The organism is Streptomyces viridifaciens, assembly GCF_001888885.2.
Taxonomy (GTDB): domain Bacteria; phylum Actinomycetota; class Actinomycetes; order Streptomycetales; family Streptomycetaceae; genus Kitasatospora; species Kitasatospora aureofaciens.
The window spans coordinates 804,637-819,627 of the sequence record NZ_CP090840.1 but is presented as its reverse complement, the minus strand read 5'-3'; the positions used below and the strand labels follow the sequence as shown (position 1 = coordinate 819,627).

At 72.4% G+C, this 14,991-nt stretch carries 13 protein-coding genes and 1 pseudogene; 10 read left to right on the top strand and 4 right to left on the bottom strand.

Translation table 11 applies throughout. The annotated features are described in order from the left end of the window. The 4 genes from BOQ63_RS03765 (at position 1) to BOQ63_RS03750 (ending at position 4,968) form a co-directional block, all read left to right on the top strand. A complete protein-coding gene (locus BOQ63_RS03765) occupies positions 1-1,185 on the top strand; it encodes a cytochrome P450 (RefSeq protein WP_030556614.1) in 1,185 nt (394 codons plus the stop codon). Between the two features lie 320 nt (positions 1,186-1,505). Continuing rightward, complete coding sequence (locus tag BOQ63_RS03760; protein ID WP_030556612.1) at positions 1,506-1,961, top strand: hypothetical protein; 456 nt, start codon at positions 1,506-1,508, stop codon at positions 1,959-1,961. Positions 1,962-2,455: 494 nt separating this feature from the next. Then, complete coding sequence (locus tag BOQ63_RS03755) at positions 2,456-4,153, top strand: Vgb family protein (RefSeq protein ID WP_107488412.1); 1,698 nt, start codon at positions 2,456-2,458, stop codon at positions 4,151-4,153. 332 nt (positions 4,154-4,485) lie between these two features. Continuing rightward, positions 4,486-4,968 carry a hypothetical protein gene (locus tag BOQ63_RS03750; RefSeq protein WP_050366167.1) on the top strand — a complete coding sequence of 161 codons (483 nt, stop codon included), beginning with the start codon at positions 4,486-4,488 and terminating at the stop codon, positions 4,966-4,968. Here BOQ63_RS03750 and BOQ63_RS03745 read toward each other — a convergent pair. Further along, a pseudogene (locus BOQ63_RS03745) lies at positions 4,967-5,113 on the bottom strand (LLM class flavin-dependent oxidoreductase); the annotation flags it as partial. The gene BOQ63_RS03750 and the pseudogene BOQ63_RS03745 overlap by 2 nt on opposite strands. Positions 5,114-5,919: 806 nt before the next feature. Further along, positions 5,920-6,510, bottom strand: coding sequence for a TetR/AcrR family transcriptional regulator (locus BOQ63_RS03740; protein ID WP_072653379.1), 591 nt, complete (start codon positions 6,508-6,510; stop codon positions 5,920-5,922). A gap of 129 nt (positions 6,511-6,639) precedes the next feature. Between BOQ63_RS03740 and BOQ63_RS03735 the strand changes: the two genes are divergently transcribed. Together BOQ63_RS03735 and BOQ63_RS03730 are read left to right on the top strand one after the other, a co-directional pair. Beyond that, positions 6,640-7,485 carry an SDR family NAD(P)-dependent oxidoreductase gene (locus BOQ63_RS03735; protein ID WP_030556606.1) on the top strand — a complete coding sequence of 282 codons (846 nt, stop codon included), beginning with the start codon at positions 6,640-6,642 and terminating at the stop codon, positions 7,483-7,485. Between the two features lie 71 nt (positions 7,486-7,556). Then, positions 7,557-8,540, top strand: coding sequence for an aldo/keto reductase (locus tag BOQ63_RS03730; protein ID WP_030556604.1), 984 nt, complete (start codon positions 7,557-7,559; stop codon positions 8,538-8,540). A gap of 376 nt (positions 8,541-8,916) precedes the next feature. Here BOQ63_RS03730 and BOQ63_RS03725 read toward each other — a convergent pair whose 3' ends face one another. Further along, positions 8,917-9,045, bottom strand: a complete 129-nt coding sequence (locus tag BOQ63_RS03725) for a hypothetical protein (RefSeq protein WP_267885580.1) — start codon at positions 9,043-9,045, stop codon at positions 8,917-8,919. A 169-nt stretch (positions 9,046-9,214) separates the two neighbouring features. Here BOQ63_RS03725 and BOQ63_RS03720 point away from each other — a divergent pair, with 169 nt between their 5' ends. From BOQ63_RS03720 to BOQ63_RS03710, 3 genes are all read left to right on the top strand, one after another. Then, on the top strand, positions 9,215-9,799 hold the full coding sequence (locus tag BOQ63_RS03720; protein ID WP_232543206.1) for a sigma-70 family RNA polymerase sigma factor: 585 nt from the start codon (positions 9,215-9,217) through the stop codon (positions 9,797-9,799). Then, positions 9,796-10,539 (top strand): anti-sigma factor, encoded by a 744-nt coding sequence (locus BOQ63_RS03715; RefSeq protein ID WP_072653378.1) that lies wholly within the window; start codon positions 9,796-9,798, stop codon positions 10,537-10,539. Before BOQ63_RS03720 ends, BOQ63_RS03715 begins: the two co-directional genes overlap by 4 nt. Before the next feature lie 535 nt (positions 10,540-11,074). Further along, positions 11,075-11,485: a hypothetical protein gene (locus BOQ63_RS03710; RefSeq protein ID WP_072653377.1), complete on the top strand. Its 411-nt coding sequence runs from the start codon at positions 11,075-11,077 to the stop codon at positions 11,483-11,485. Here the strand turns inward: BOQ63_RS03710 and BOQ63_RS03705 are convergent. Further along, a complete protein-coding gene (locus tag BOQ63_RS03705; RefSeq protein WP_030556595.1) occupies positions 11,475-11,648 on the bottom strand; it encodes a CsbD family protein in 174 nt (57 codons plus the stop codon). The genes BOQ63_RS03710 and BOQ63_RS03705 overlap by 11 nt on opposite strands. Positions 11,649-12,234: 586 nt before the next feature. Here BOQ63_RS03705 and BOQ63_RS03700 point away from each other — a divergent pair. Then, positions 12,235-14,961, top strand: a complete 2,727-nt coding sequence (locus tag BOQ63_RS03700; protein WP_454130585.1) for an AAA family ATPase — start codon at positions 12,235-12,237, stop codon at positions 14,959-14,961. The last annotated feature ends 30 nt before the right edge of the window (positions 14,962-14,991 follow it).

Sequence of the window (14,991 nt, the reverse complement as noted above, 5' to 3'; positions counted from 1 at the left end):
ATGGACTCCGCGACCCTGCTCGCACGGATCACCGACTACGCCAGCCGTCCCAACCCCTATCCGCTGTACGCGGAACTGCGCGAGGCCGGTCCTGTGGTGCCGCAGGCCGACGGCAGCTACCTGATCGGCACCTACCACCACATCGCCGCTCTGCTCCACGACCCACGGATGAGCGCCGATCCCCGCACCCGCGGCGAGATGACCCACAAGCCGCCGTTCCTGCGGCTCGACGACCCCGAGCACCACAGGCTGCGCACCCTGGCCATGCGGCCCTTCGGGCCTCCGCACAGCCCTGGCCGGGTCGACGGCATGCGCGGCGAGATCGACCGAATCACCGAGGCACTGCTGGAACCGTTCGAGGCGGGGCACCAGGTCGACATCGTCGACGACTTCGCCTACCCGCTGCCCGTCACCGTGATCTGCCGCCTGCTCGGCGTGCCGCACGAGGACGAGCCGCTCTTCCGGGCCTGGTCGGACGCGATCGTCGCAGCCGCCGACGTCAGGCCCGACGACGAATCCGCCGAGCCGGACAAGGGCGGCGACCAGGCACGGATGGAGTTGGGCGGCTATCTGTTGAACCTGGCCGAGCAGCGCCGTGGCAAGCCGGGCGAGGACATGCTCTCCGCCTTCGTCAACGAGCCGGACCCGGCCCTGCGGCTCACCCCGGAGGAACTCGCGGAAACCGCCGTACTGCTCCTCATCGCCGGACACGAGACGACGGTCAACCTGATCGCCAACGGCGCCCTCACCTTCCTGCGCCAGCCCGAGCAGTTGGACCGGCTGCGGCGGGAACCGGAGTTGCTGCCGCGTGCGGTGGAGGAACTGCTGCGCTACGAGCCCCCGGTCCACATGCGCGAGCGCATCCCGCACGCCGACATGGACATCGCCGGTACGCCCGTCCCCCGAGGCGTCCCGGTGATCCTGGCCCTCGCCTCCGGCAACCGCGACCCCCAGCGGTTCCCCGACCCCGACCGGTTCGACCCCGCCCGCCAGGACAACCAGCACCTCGGCTTCGGCAGTGGCATCCATGCCTGCTACGGCGGCCCCCTGGCCCGTCTCGAGGCCTACGCGGCGCTTGGCGCGCTGCTTCCCCACCTCGCGACGGCGAGCCTGGTCCAGGACCCGCCCCCCTACCGGCAGAACGCCATGCTCCGCGGACCCCGCCACCTGCCCGTCCGCCTGTGAAGTTCGAGTCAGGGGCACGGCTCCGGAGTGGGCGCTGTCATTCCTTCGCCCGTGCGCGAAGGCGCGGACCTCGACCGTAGGCAGCGGTGGTGAGCCCCGCCGCGGTGGGCCAGGATGGATTCAGCGGCGGATCGCACACCAAAACAGCGATCAAGCGTCCATGTCGGGATTCATGGTGTGTTCCGCTGCGTGCGCCTGGTGGCTTGGTTGAGTGCCGGTCCGGTCGCGGGTCGAGCGGATTTCCGCTGAGCGCGCACGGCGTGCCGGTCGCTCGCAGACCAGTCCATGACCGCACGGGCGCGGGAGCGAGGAAGGCTGCGATGACTACAGAGGCTGAACTGCTCACCTCCGACGATCAGCGGCTCGAGGAGCTGTTCCGCAAGAGTTCGGCCGGTGAGATCCCCAGAGGTCCGATGGAGGGCCTGGCTGTCTTCCCCGCGGCAGGGAGGGCGGGAGCACGGCTGCTCGCCAGTCTGGTGAACCTGACCGCGTGGCGGGGCAAGGTCTTCAGCCCGGACGGTTACCTCAGCAACCGGCTCACCGCCATGGACATCCTGTCCATCGTCGCCACGGTCGGACCGGGTCCGAGCCGTCTGGACGACCAGGAGTGCATCGTCATCGACTATTCCCACACGTCCTTGGTGTTCGGAGGCGTGCGCGACGAACTCCGTCAGGTCGGCCCGGGCCTGTACCTCGGCCTGATCTGGCTGGCCGGCCGCAAGATCGGATGGTTCACGCTGCGCGACCCGGCCAACGCGGAGAACAGCAGCACATAGGACGGACCGCGCCGGAACCCCTGGTGCCTGATCACCGTCGCTCCGAGGGCCCGCCTCGACAGGGCGTGCCCCCCGCGACACGCAGCGAGACCCTTCAGCGCGTCGCGTCGGGTAGTCGGTCGGCAGGCGAAGGCTCGGCACCATGCCGACATCATGAGAGGACCTGACCGTGCCTCCCGCTATGAACCGCCCGCGCAGAAGCGCGCCCCACCCGCCACGCGTCACGGCACCGGCCAAGCTCTCCCGGCACCGGCCGGTCACTGTCGTGGCGGCATCGGCCACCGCGGCACTGGTGTTGGCGGCGCTACCTGCTGCCCCGCCCCCCAGCACGCCGCCGACGCTGCACGGCACAGTCACCAGCGCGGGAAGACCGCTGCCCCACGCCGACGTCACCCTCCTCACCGGAGACCGCCTGGGCGTTCGGAACCTGGGCCGCGCCACGACCGACGCGGGGGGGAGCCTTCCAGATCCGGTCCACCCAGCCCACGGGCTCGGTGCTGTACGTCGACGCCGCGCCCCACGGCGACCGGTCGTTGCGGCTGCGTTCCGTCGTGGGGATCGGCCCGGGCGGCGGCGCGCCACAACGCCGGGAATCCGTTGTCACCGTCAACGAATTCACCACGGTCGCCGCCACCTACGCACTGGCCCAGTTCACCGACCAGCACGGCATCGCCGGGCCCAGCCCCGGCCTGGAGAACGCTGCGGCGACGTCCTACAACCTCGCCGACCCGGCCTCGGGAAAACCCGGCAAGGTCGTCACCGACCAGAACAACGGCACCAGCAACGAGACCCTGGCCACCCTGGGCACCCTGGCCGACCTCGTCTCCCTCTGCGCGCCGGAGGCGGACACCGGACTGTGCCAGGAGGTGCTGCGTCTGGCAACACCGCAGCAGGGGACCACTCCCGCCGACACGGCACAAGCCGTGCTGAACCTCGCCCACAACCCGAGACTGGCCACCGGAGAGCTGTACGCCCTGGCCGGCCGGGCGCACACGTACACCCCCGCGCTCACCGCGGCCCCGGAGGCCTGGGTCCTGGCCCTGCACTACACCCCACCCGATGTCTACGCCCCCGGCCGGATGGCCGTCGACGCCAAGGGCAATGTCTGGGCCTCCAACAACTGGCTGCCCGGAACACGGAACCCCAGCCCCTACGTCACCGTGCAGGATCCGGTGGGTGACCCCATCCTGAACAGCCCCATCAGCGGCGGCGGCATGAAGGCGGGTGCCTGGGGCATCGCCATCGACCACGACGGCTCCGTGTGGGTGCCCAGCTACGGCGGCGATGCCATGTCGAAGTACTCGTCGACCGGAAAGCCGCTTTCCCCCGGCACAGGATTCAAGAACGGCGACCTGAACCACCCCCAGGGCACCGCAGTCGACCAGAAGGGCAACGTCTGGATCGCCAACTTCTACGGTCTGAAAGGCAACCGCGGCCAGGGGAGCGTGATCGTCTATCCGCACGGGGACCCCTCGAAGGCGATCACCATCGAGGGCGGCGGCCTCGACCACCCGTTCTCCATCCAGATCGACGGCTTCGGCCGGGCCTGGGTCACCAACGCCCGCCTCAACGGGGCAAGGCTCCTGGACACACGAGTGCCCGAGGGCCACGCGGGCGGGAGCGTCACCGTGATCGGGCCCGACTTCAAGCCGACCTCGTTCTCGCCGATCAAGGACGCCTCGCTCGACTGGCCCCTCGGCCTGGCCGTCGACTCCAAGAACAACGTCTGGGTGCCCGACTTCGTCAGCAACTCGGTCACCGAGATCGGGCCGAGCGGCAAGATCACAGGCGTGTACGGACTGCCGACCGCCATCGCTCCCTGGTCCGTGGCCATCGACGGTTCCGACCGCGTCTGGGTCGCCGGATTCGGCGCCCCCTCCGTCTCCGTCCTGTGCGGCGTGAACACCAGCACCTGTCCCCCCGGCTCCTCCACCGGCTCGCTGCTGACGCCGCCAAACGGCTATCGCAGCAGCTCCATCCAGCACCTCACCGCCGTCCAACTCGACCAGTCCGGCAACGTCTGGCTTGCCAACAACTGGTCCGAAGTCGCCCCGCCCACCGGCGGTAACGGCCTGGTCGAACTCATCGGAGTCGCCACACCTGTCTGCACACCCCTGACCCCGGTACCCTCCCGCCCGGCAACGACCAGCTCAACCGCCTGCCCCTCGCAGACCAGCACGCAGATCGGCTGACCACGCCCGGCGATGCCGCCAGGTCGGGCCAGCCGGACCGGCTCAGCCGGCGGCGCCGATCGGACCGGCCGCGCCTCGGTGGCTTCGACGCTCTGCGCCTGGAGCCGCCCGCCGTGCCCCCTGCCGAGCGGGAACCCTCCCACCGCACCGCCGGCGAGCAGCAGGCCGACGACGACCCCGCCGATGAACACCCCGAGCAACGTATCCCCCGTACCCCGTACCATCTCTCTCCCGGACAGCCTAGGCCGTTGCCTTGTGGACCAGGGGCCGCAGGCCGGGCGGCCGACACACATCATGGAACCCGACCAGCGCGAAGGAAGTAGCACCCAACGATGCCGACACACACCTTTCGGAGGCGGATCGCAGTCCGCGAGCGGGCTGTCCGGCGCTGGCTGCCGACGGCGTTCCGTACGGCGGGCGTCCTGCTGATGCCATGGATCGTCGTGCTCGCGATGTCGGTGAAGGGGCGCTTCGGCGCACGAAACCTCTCCAACTCCTGGGTGTGGCTGGACGTCATGGAGGTGGCGGCGCTCTTCCTGCTGGCCCGACTGGTGCGTCGCCGCCACCCGGCCACCAGTCCGACGGCCTCGGCCACCGCCGTCCTCCTGGGCCTGGACGCGTTCTTCGACCTGTGGTCGGCACATCGCGGCTCCGACTACCAGCTCGCGCAACTGCTCGCCTACGTGGCCGAGTTGCCGAGTGCAGCCATTCTCGCCATGCTCTCCTGGTATGCGCTGCCGTGGGCCGCGCCCGCCGCGCCAGCCGCAGGCCCCGACGTTTCGGCGCCGCCCCGGCGTGCTGTGGGGGTGCGGTGAAGCGGTCGGCCCGTTGCCTCGGCGTCCATTTCCCGCCGCCGAGGACCTGGGCGTCGAAGCCCGTGCCGCCGGCGCCGATGCCGACCGTCAGCCGTCCGCCCGAGATGTCGTCGAGCGTCGTCAACTCCTGGGCAGGGGTGCCGGGGTCAGCGCCGGTCCGCTGAGGGCCGCGTCGTCACGGTGGTCACCACCATGACCCGGTCCGCCGCCGGAGTCACCGCAGATCGGTGCGCAGCCCGGCCGCCGGGCTGCGACGGAGGGCCCGTCAGGGGAAGCGATCGATGTTCTGCTCGACCCGGTTGCGCAGGTGCGCCAACGGGACACCACGCCTCCGCCTTACAGAACCCGCTTCAGACCCGGTAGCGCTCCGCGAGGTCGCCGTAGCCGCCCGCTGTCCAGACCGTCCGGCGGAAGTCCGCGAGGCTCAGGGCGCCGGTGCCCTGGCCGGCGGTGGGCGGGAAGTGGGCGGTGCCGCACCGGTCGCAGTACCAGACGGTGGTACCGGCACGGCGTCGTGGATCGGCATGTGCGGAAGTTCCCCCAGCGGTACGGCGGTCGGCTGACCGTTCGTATCCGCTGGGACGCCGCCGCCCCGGATCCGGTTGCGGCCCGGCACGCGCCCGCGGCTGGACGGAGCGCGATGAGCGGCGGTCACCGTCACCGGGGAAACGGCAGGGGCGGGGCGCCTGCCGGCACCGCCCCGGCCTCGTGCTCGAGGTTGGTGGCCCAGTTGTGGGGGAGTTGTCGAGGCCGGTCCGGAGCACGGCTCGGTGGACGGTGACCGGCTCGCCGGTCCAGGACTCCTCGGTGTGGACGAGGACGCCGTCGCGGGTGGGGGCGAAGGCCCGGACGTGTTCGGCGGTGATGCCCTGGGCGGGGCCGCCCCGGACGAGGCGCTCGCGCTGGTGGCCGTCGCCCGCGCAGGTCGCACGTCTCCCGGGGGGATCCGGGTCACGCGCTGGACGCGGGCCGGTCCGCTCCGTACCGGAGGCCGTCGAGGAGCAGGTCGAGAAGGCGGCCGGCCCGTTCGCGCTGGTCGGGGACGCTGGTGATCAGTGCCACGCCAGCCAGGCTGAAGCCGACGTCCAGGGGGTCGACGTCCGGGCGCAGGAGACCGGCCTCGGCCCCGGTGCGCAGCAGGGTGCCGAGCGCGGCGCCGAGTCGGTCGAGGGTCTCGGCGAACGGGTCCGCACCGGATGCCACCGCGGCCCGGAGCGCGTCCGCCATGCCCTGCTTGGCGGCCACGTAGTCGATGAAGTCGTCCATCCACAGGCGCAGTGCCCGGTCCGGCGCGTGGCCGGCGAGCAGTTTCCCGGCGCTGTCGCAGACACGCGCCAGCTCGTTGCGGTAGGCCGCCTCGACCAGCGCCTCGCGGGTGGGGAAGTGTCGGTAGAGCGTGGCCGAGCCGACGCCGGCGGCCTTGGCGATCGCGTCGATCGCCACGTTCGGGCCCTTCTCGGCGAAGGCGCGCACGGCCACTTCGAGGATGCGTTCCCGGTTGCGGCGGGCATCGGCGCGCAACGCGCTCGGCTTGGTCGTCAAGGCTGTTCCCTTCGTCGGGGACCAGTCTAGCTGGACAACCGGGGAGTCCCCCGCTTACCGTGAAGAAACCGGGGAACTCCCCGGTTACGGGTGTCGGCCCGTTCTCCCCCCCATGCAAGGAAGACCCTCATGACCTCCTCGAAGACGGTTCTGATCACCGGTACCTCCTCCGGCATCGGCCTGGCGGCCGCCATCGGGGCCGCCCGGGCCGGCTGGACGACCATCGCCACCATGCGCGACACCGGCAAGGCCGAGGCCCTGCTCAAGGCCGCCGCCGAGGCGGGAGTCGAGGACCTGGTCCGGGTCAAGCGCCTGGACGTGACCGACTCCGCCGGCATCACCGCCTGCCTGGACGAGGTCGTCGCCGAACACGGCCGTCTGGACGCGCTGGTCAACAACGCCGGCGCCGCCCAGGTCGGCACCATCGAGCAGAGCAGCCTGGACGACGTCCGCGCGGCCATGGAGGTCAACTTCTTCGGCGTGGTGGCGGTGACCCGGGCCGCGCTGCCCCACCTCCGCGCGTCGAGGGGCCGGGTGATCACTGTCACCAGCGTCGGCGGGGTCGTCGGCCAGCCCTTCAACGAGGCGTACTGCGCAGCCAAGTTCGCCGTCGAGGGCTTCATGCAGTCCCTCGCGCCGGTCGCCGCCACCGTCGGTGTCGACGTCACGGTGGTCGAACCGGGCGCGGTGGCGAGCGAGTTCGTGGCCAACCTCGGACTCGACCTCCCCGCGCTGCTCGCCGCCGCCGGACCCTACGCCCCCGCACTCGAGGCCTACCTGGCCCGCACCCGCCAGTCGTTCGACAACGCCCAGACCCCGGCCGAGGCGGCCGCCCCGATCGTCGACGCCCTGGCCCTGCCCCGCCCGCCGTTCCGCGTCCAGACCTCCCAGTGGGCCCGCGACTTCGCCGCCACCAGCCTCGCCGACCTCGACGGCTCCGCGGTCGGGGCCCTCACCGGCGCCTGGGTGCGCTGACCGGACGCCCGGCGACGCAACCCACCATCCGCACACCGCGGGGCGACCCCGCAACGGCAAGGAAGATCACCATGGAACTCCGCACCCTCGGCAACCAGGGCCTGACCGTCTCCGTCGAAGGACTCGGCTGCATGGGCATGAGCGCCTTCTACGGCAGCACCGACGAGGCCGAGTCCCTCGCCACCATCGACCGCGCCCTGGAACTGGGCGTGACCCTGCTGGACACCGCCGAGAGCTACGGCCCGTTCATCAACGAGCAGCTCCTCGGCAGGGCTCTCGCCGGCCGCCGCGAGCAGGCCGTCCTCGCCACCAAGACCGGCGTCGAGTTCACCGACGACGGAACGCTCGTCGGCCTGAACGGACGTCCCGAGTACCTGCGTCGCGCCCTCGACCGCTCCCTGCGCCACCTGGGCACCGACCACGTCGACCTCTACTACCTGCACCGCGTCGACCCGCAGGTGCCGATCGAGGAGACCGTCGGTGCGATGGGCGAGCTGGTGGCCGCCGGCAAGGTCCGCCACATCGGCCTGTGCGAAGCCGCCCCGCAGACCATCCGCCGCGCCCACGCGGTCCACCCGGTCACGGCGGTCCAGACCGAGTACTCGCTCTTCGAGCGCGGCATCGAGGACGACGGGGTCATGGCCACCCTGGACGAGCTCGGGATCGGCCTGGTCGCCTACTCACCGCTCGGTCGCGGATTCCTCTCCGGCGCGATCACCAGCCCGGAGGACTTCGCCGCCGACGACTTCCGCCGCACCGATCCGCGCTTCCAGGGCGAGAACTTCGCCCACAACCTGGCCGTGGTCGGCGAGGTCCGCCGCATCGCCGCCGCCAAGCAGGTCACGCCCTCCCAGCTGGCGCTCGCCTGGGTGCTGCACCAGGGCGCGGTCGCCATCCCCGGCACCAAGCGCCGCCGTTACCTGGAGGAGAACGTCGCCGCCACCAGCGTGACGATCACCGACGAGGACCTGGCCGCCATCGAAGCCGTCGCCCCGCGCGGCATCGTCTCCGGCGACCGCTACGCCCCCGAGCTGATGCGGACCCTCAACGGCTGATCCGAGCTCGCCCCGGACCGCGAGCCGGTGGCGCGCTCCACGCTCATGTCCGCCCGTGAGTACGGTACTTGCGCGCCACCACTGCCGGAGTACGCGGGCCGCGCGGACACGCAGGTCACGCTGCGCGGCTTCCGGATCGATCCGGGCGCCCGGCTGGTGGCGGGGCTGCGGCAGCCACCGGCCCGGGATGTGCCGCACCGAGCTCGCGGCGAACTCCCGCACGGGAGGCCGTAGTCAGGTCATGGCCTGCCGGTCACGCGGGCGCGTGACTGCGCAACCGTACACGGAGATGCTTGACACAGAGCAGGCAGATACGCCTACGCCCCGCCCAGGCGGGGCGGTTTCCACGGGTCGTTGCAACACGTGGTCGGTTTGATCAGACCGCGATGAGTGAAGTTCCACCCTGCGGTTGGGCACCCATCGCGTAGCCGACCACCTCGCGGGTCGCGAGGTCGATCGCGGTGGCCGGGTAGAGCCAGTCCTCCTCAGCCGGCAGACAGGTCATGTCGGCCGGTTTCGGCGCCAATCCGGGAGGTGGCCGGTAGCGAATGCCGAGCGACTGGTGGTGCCCGCTGTTCGATCCAGGAGGTTCTCATGCACAGCTGCCGGCGTTGGGGCAGGCCGCGGACACCGCGTCCGTCCGGCCGTGTCACCGGCTCGGGGAGGACGCTCCGGTGAACTCCGTCGTGCACCTGTCGAGCCCACGGTTCCGGGGCCCGGACCTGAAGGATCTGGTCGCCAAGACCGCCTTCGGCGACCAGGAGGCGTTCTCCAGGCTCTACGACGCGGTGGCCGGCCCGGTGCTGGGGCTGGTGCGGCGGGTCCTGCGCGATCCCGCGCAGTCGGAGGAGGTCACCCAGGAGGTGATGTTCGAACTGTGGCGCACCGCCTCCCGGTACGAGCCGCAGCGCGGCGAGGTGCTGCCGTGGGTGCTGACGATGGCGCACCGGCGCGCGGTGGACCGGGTCCGCGCGGCGCAGGCCAGTGCGGACCGCGACCAGAGGGCGGCCGCGCGCTCGCACACGCCCGCGTTCGACGAGGTCGCCGAGCAGGTCGAGAACCGGCTGGAACGCGAGCAGGTCCGCCGCTGCCTGGAGGCGCTGACCGAGCTGCAGCGCGAATCGGTCACCCTGGCGTACTACCGGGGGTACACCTACCCTGAGGTCGCCGAGCTGTTGGGCACCCCGCTCGGCACCGTCAAGACCCGGATGCGGGACGGGCTGATCCGCCTGCGCGACTGCCTCGGAGTTGGATCATGAACGCCGCCCCCGACCTGCACACCCTCACCGGCGCCTACGCCGCTCACGCGCTGCCCGACGAGGAACGGCTCGCCTTCGAGCGCCACCTCGCCCAGTGCCCGGCCTGCGCGCAGGAGGTCGCCGAGTTCGAGGCGACCCTGGCCCGCCTCGGCTCCGCCGAGTCCACTCACGTGCCACCCGGGCTCAAGAGCCGGGTGATGGCAGGCATCGGCGACGTGCGGCAGCTACCGCCCGTCACCGGCCCCACCGGCCGGCCCCGGCGCACCTCGCACCTGGCGCGACAGTGGCCCGAGCTCGCGCTCGCAGCGTGTCTGGCGCTGGCCACCGCGCTCGGAGCCGTCGCCGTCCAGCAGCACGACCAAGCGGGCCGCGCCCAGGCCCAGGCAAGCCGCCTGCGCGCTGAGCAAGCCGCCGTGGCAAGCCTGCTGACCGCCCCGGACGCGCACACCACCACCACGGTGTCCGGATCGGCCGTCGCCACGGTGGTCTGGTCCACCGCGCGCGGGCAGGCCGCCTTCCTCGCCACCGGCATGCCTGCCCTGCCCCAGGGACGCACCTACGAGCTGTGGTTCGACGACTCCGGCACGATGCGCCCGGCCGGCCTGCTGCCCACCGGGCACGGACAGCTGCTCCTCACCGGCCACATCAACGGCGCCGTGGGCGTCGGGGTAACGCAGGAGCCGGCCGGCGGCTCCGCCCGCCCCACCGGGCAACCCCTCATGCTGCTGCCCCTGACCTGAGCTCGACCGGGCCACATCGGGAGGGGCGTCGCCGCTCGGGCGGGGGTGGCCCGCTTCACGCCCCCGCCGGACATCCGGGCCGGGCGGGCGGTCGTGGACTCGGCCACCGGTGTCGGTGCGAGGGATCGCCACGGTGGGGGAGGGTACGACGGGGAACTGAGGGTCGCCGCCGCGCTGGCCGTGGTCTTCGAACCCGGCCCGCTGCCCAGCGGCGGGGCCGCTGGAACTGCACCACCTCCTGTTCCGGTCGGGGCACAAGGACGCGCCCACGTCGGTGGCCGCGTTCAGCGCCTGCACGGTGGCGGCCTGGTTGGACGGCGGCACGCCCGTGACGGCCCGGCTTGCCCGCGCCGGTGAGGACCGCGTTCCAGGCCTTGGCGTGGTCGGCGTGCTGGGCCATGGCGGTGGTGATGAAGGCGACCGCCGGGGCACGGTGCCGAGCTCGCCGGCCCAAGGACGGCATCCGCGCCGGCGCCGCTCTCGCGCAGCACCTCGGCCGCTCCTGAGACACCCATCCACTGCAAAGGGACAAACCATGGCACATGTCAGCGTCGACGGCGGCAACCTGATCGTGGAGATCGAGGGACTGGACAAACTCTGGGCGCTCAAGAGCCGTCTGACCATTCCGCTGGCACACGTGCGCGGCGCCACCGAGGACCCCGGGATCGCCAAGGAGCCCAAGGGGCTCCGGGCGCCCGGCACCCGCGTTCCGGGCGTCGTGACCGCCGGCACCTTCCACATCGACGGCGAACGGATCTTCTGGGACGTCCGCGACCCGGCGAAGGCGGTGGTCATCCAACTGGCCGACGAGCGGTACGCCCGCCTCGTGATCCAGGTCAGCGACCCGCGGGCGACAGCGGCGCTCGTCGAGCGGCATGGCGAAGGGCTGGGTACCCCCTCTCCCGAGGTGCCCAGCCCTTCTACCGCGGGCGCGGTCAGTGCTTGAAGGCGTCCTTGACCTTCTCGCCGGCCTGCTTCACGTCGCCCTTGACCTGGTCGCCCTTGCCCTCGGCCTTCAGACGCTCGTTGCCGACCGCCTTTCCCGCGGTCTCCTTGACCTTGCCCTTGACCTTGTCACCGATGTTCGAAGCCTTGTTTGAAGCGCTCATGGCGTTCTCCTTGTCCGCCAACGGTCTGTCCGTTGGCCGTGTGCCCAGCCAGTCCATTGGTATGCCGCCCGACCGGCGCCGTCCAGCCGTATGCCGCATTGGGGGGACCTGTGGTGATCGGGTTGAGGACCTGGCCGGGCCGGACCCCGGGGAGGGCTGTTCCGAGCAGGGCGCGGGTGTCCCGTGACAGATGATCTTGACCGTTTGCCCAGCGATCTTGACCACTGGAGTCCCGAACCTTGACCTGCCTCGCCAGGGGCGGCTGGTGAGACGACCACGAGACCGCCCTCACCGCCGCCGCCGCCATCCGCACCGGGTGGCAGCGCGTACGCGACCGCCACCCTCCAGCCGTCGCCCCGGACCGAAGAGACCGCCGGGACGGCCCAGGCGAACCCAACACACCGAACGGCGCGGGTTTCGACGTAACCGGTGCGGCGGCGGTGCCGGTGCCGCCGCCCGTCTCCCAGCGCGCCACTGCCCGTGCCGGACCCCGTCCAAGCAGCGGATATGCTCCGGCGGTGACGTACCTCGTCCGTTCGTCCGAACGGCTGACGGTCTCGGTTCGGAACGGAGTCCCAGGATTTTCATGGTGATCGGTCGTCAACGAGAGCGGGCGATCATCGCCGAAGCGCTCTCTCCCCGGTCGGCGTCGCCCGCAGTTCTCCTGCTCGGGGAGGCGGGGGTGGGCAAGACCCTGCTGCTGGACACCGTGGTCGAGGAGGCGGAACACGCGGGCTCCCGCGTCCTGAGGGTGCGGGGCAGCGTCGCCGAGAGCGAGCTCGCGTTCGCCGGCCTCCACCAGCTCCTGCTGCCCGTCCTCGACGGCGCGGCCGACGACCTGCCCGCCCGCCAAAGGGCGGCCCTGCTCGGCGCCTTCGGACTCGGTGAGGACCCCGCTCCGCCGGACCCGATGATGGTGAGCCTGGCCGTGCTGACCCTGGCCTCGCAGTTCGCGTCCGCGCGCCGGGTGCTGCTCGCCGTCGACGACGCCCAGTGGCTCGACCGCGGCACCTGCCAGGTCCTGGGCTTCCTCGCCCGGCGGCTCGCGGGCGAGTCGATCGGGCTGGTCGTCTCGGTGCGCGGCACCCGCCGGCCCGACTGGCTCGACTCGACGGTGTCGCAGGTGGTGGTGGCTCCGCTGTCCTCGGCCGAAGCGGAGGAACTGCTCGGTGTCCAACCCGATCCGCCCGTCGGCCTGACCCGGCGCCAGGTGCTGGCCGCCGCCGCCGGCAACCCCCTCGCCCTCATCGAGCTCACCCGGCAGGCCGCACGGGACGGCCGGCTCCCGCCGGTGGGGCCCGTGCCGCTCACCGACCTGCTGGAGGAAACCTTCGCCGCCCAGGCGGGCGGATTGCCGCAGGCCACCCGTGAGGCACTGCTGATCGCGGCCGCGGCGGAGGGCGCGGCCCTGTCGGTCGTCCTGGCGGCCCTGCCGCCGGGCTCGGACACGGAGGTGTGGCTGCCGGCCGAGCAGGCGGGCCTGGTGCACGTGCGGGCCGACCGGGTCGAGTTCCGCCACCCCTTGGTCCGTTCCGCCGTCTACGGCGCCGCGCCCTTCACCGAGCGACGGCGCGCGCATCTGGCCCTGGCGGCCGTGCTCGGCGGCGACCCCGACCGACAGGCCTGGCAGCTGTCGGCGGCGACCGTGGCCCCCGACACCGCGGTCGCCGTCGCCCTGGAAGCCACCGCCGTGCGCACCTTCGGGCGCGGCGCCGTCGCCGAAGCCCTGGCCGGGCTGGAACGGGCCGCCCAGCTCCACCCGGACGCGGGCGAACGGGCCAGGCTCCTGTCGACCGCGGCCTACGCCGCCGTCCTGGTCGGGGACCTGGACCGGGCCGAGACCCTGGGCGCAGAGGCGTCCCACCTCGATCCCGACCCGGCCGCGACGAGCTGGATCAGCGCCCTGAACGGACTGATCGCCATGCTGATGCTGCGCCTGGAACGGGCGTTCGCCCTCGTCGTCGGCGAGGAACCGCTGCCCGTGCCGCAGCTCGCCGAGGACGTGTCCACGATCGCGACCGGGATCGCGTACCACTCGGGCCTGACCGCGCAGCGGGAACGGATCCGGCCGATGCTCGCGGCCCGCGGGGCGCAGGACGACGATGCCGGCGGCCGGCCCTTCCACCTGTGGGACATCGGCGTCACCGACCCCTTCGTCCACGGGAACACCGTGCGCGCCCTGCTGCCCTCCCTCACCGCCAGGCCCGGCCTCGTCCCGACCGAGACCCACACCCTCGGCGTCCTCAGCATGCTCCTGGACGAGACCGAGACGGCGGTGAGCCTGCTCGGGGAAGTGGTCAACCCGCAATGGGAAGACGCGGCCGACTTCCACGGGGGGATGACTGCCGTGGACCTGGCCTGGGCGAACCTCGACTGCGGCCGCTGGGCCGACGCACGCCTGGGCGTCGAGCGGCTCGCCGAACGCTTCCTGGCCGGACACCGCAACCTGGGCTCGGCACGGGCGCTCACCGCACTCGCCACCGTGTGCGCCGTGACCGGCGAGCCCGAGACGGCGCTGCGCCACGCCTCGGCCGCCCTGGCCGTCACCGAGCCGGCCCGAGCGCTCGCCACCGTGGTCCGGGCCGGCCGCGCGGCCGCCCTGGCCGCCACCGCCCTCGGCGACCACCACGCCGCCCACCTGCACGCGGGCTCCCTCTTCAGCGGCTCGGGGGTACCGGTGCACTACCACCTGTCGTGCTACGCGGTCGCCGACCACGCGGCGGCCGCCGTCCTCACCGGTCACGCCGAACAGGCGCGCGCCGCCCTGAACGAGGTGACCGCCGCCGTCGGTGCGGGAGCGTCGGCGCGGCTGCGACAGATCTTGCTCCGGGCCACCGCGCTGCTGGCCGAACCGGACGCGGCCGGTGCGCACTTCCGCGAAGCGCTGGAGGACCCGGCCGGACAGCGCTGGCCGTTCGAACGGGGCCAGGTCTGGCTGGAGTACGGCGAATGGCTCCGGCGGCAGCGGCAGATCGCGGACGCCCGCGCCGCCCTGACGAAGGCCCGCGAGATCTTCGGCGGTCTGGGCGCCGTCCACTGGACGCAGCGTGCCGAGGCGGAACTGCGGGCGGCCGGCGTCAGCGTCGACGCCGCCCGGCACAGCGCGCTGCGCTCGCTGACCCCGCAGCGGCAGCGCATCGTACGGCTCGCGGCCCAGGGCCTGACGAACCGGGAGATCGGCCAGCGCCTGTTCCTGTCGCCCAGGACCGTCGGGACCCACCTCTACCAGGCCTTCCCGGCCCTCGGCGTGACCTCGCGCGGCCAGCTGCGCGACGTGGTGGAGCGGGAGGACGGCGCCGGTCCGGGCCGCTGACGACGCCAGTCATGTGACGGATGGCCCAGG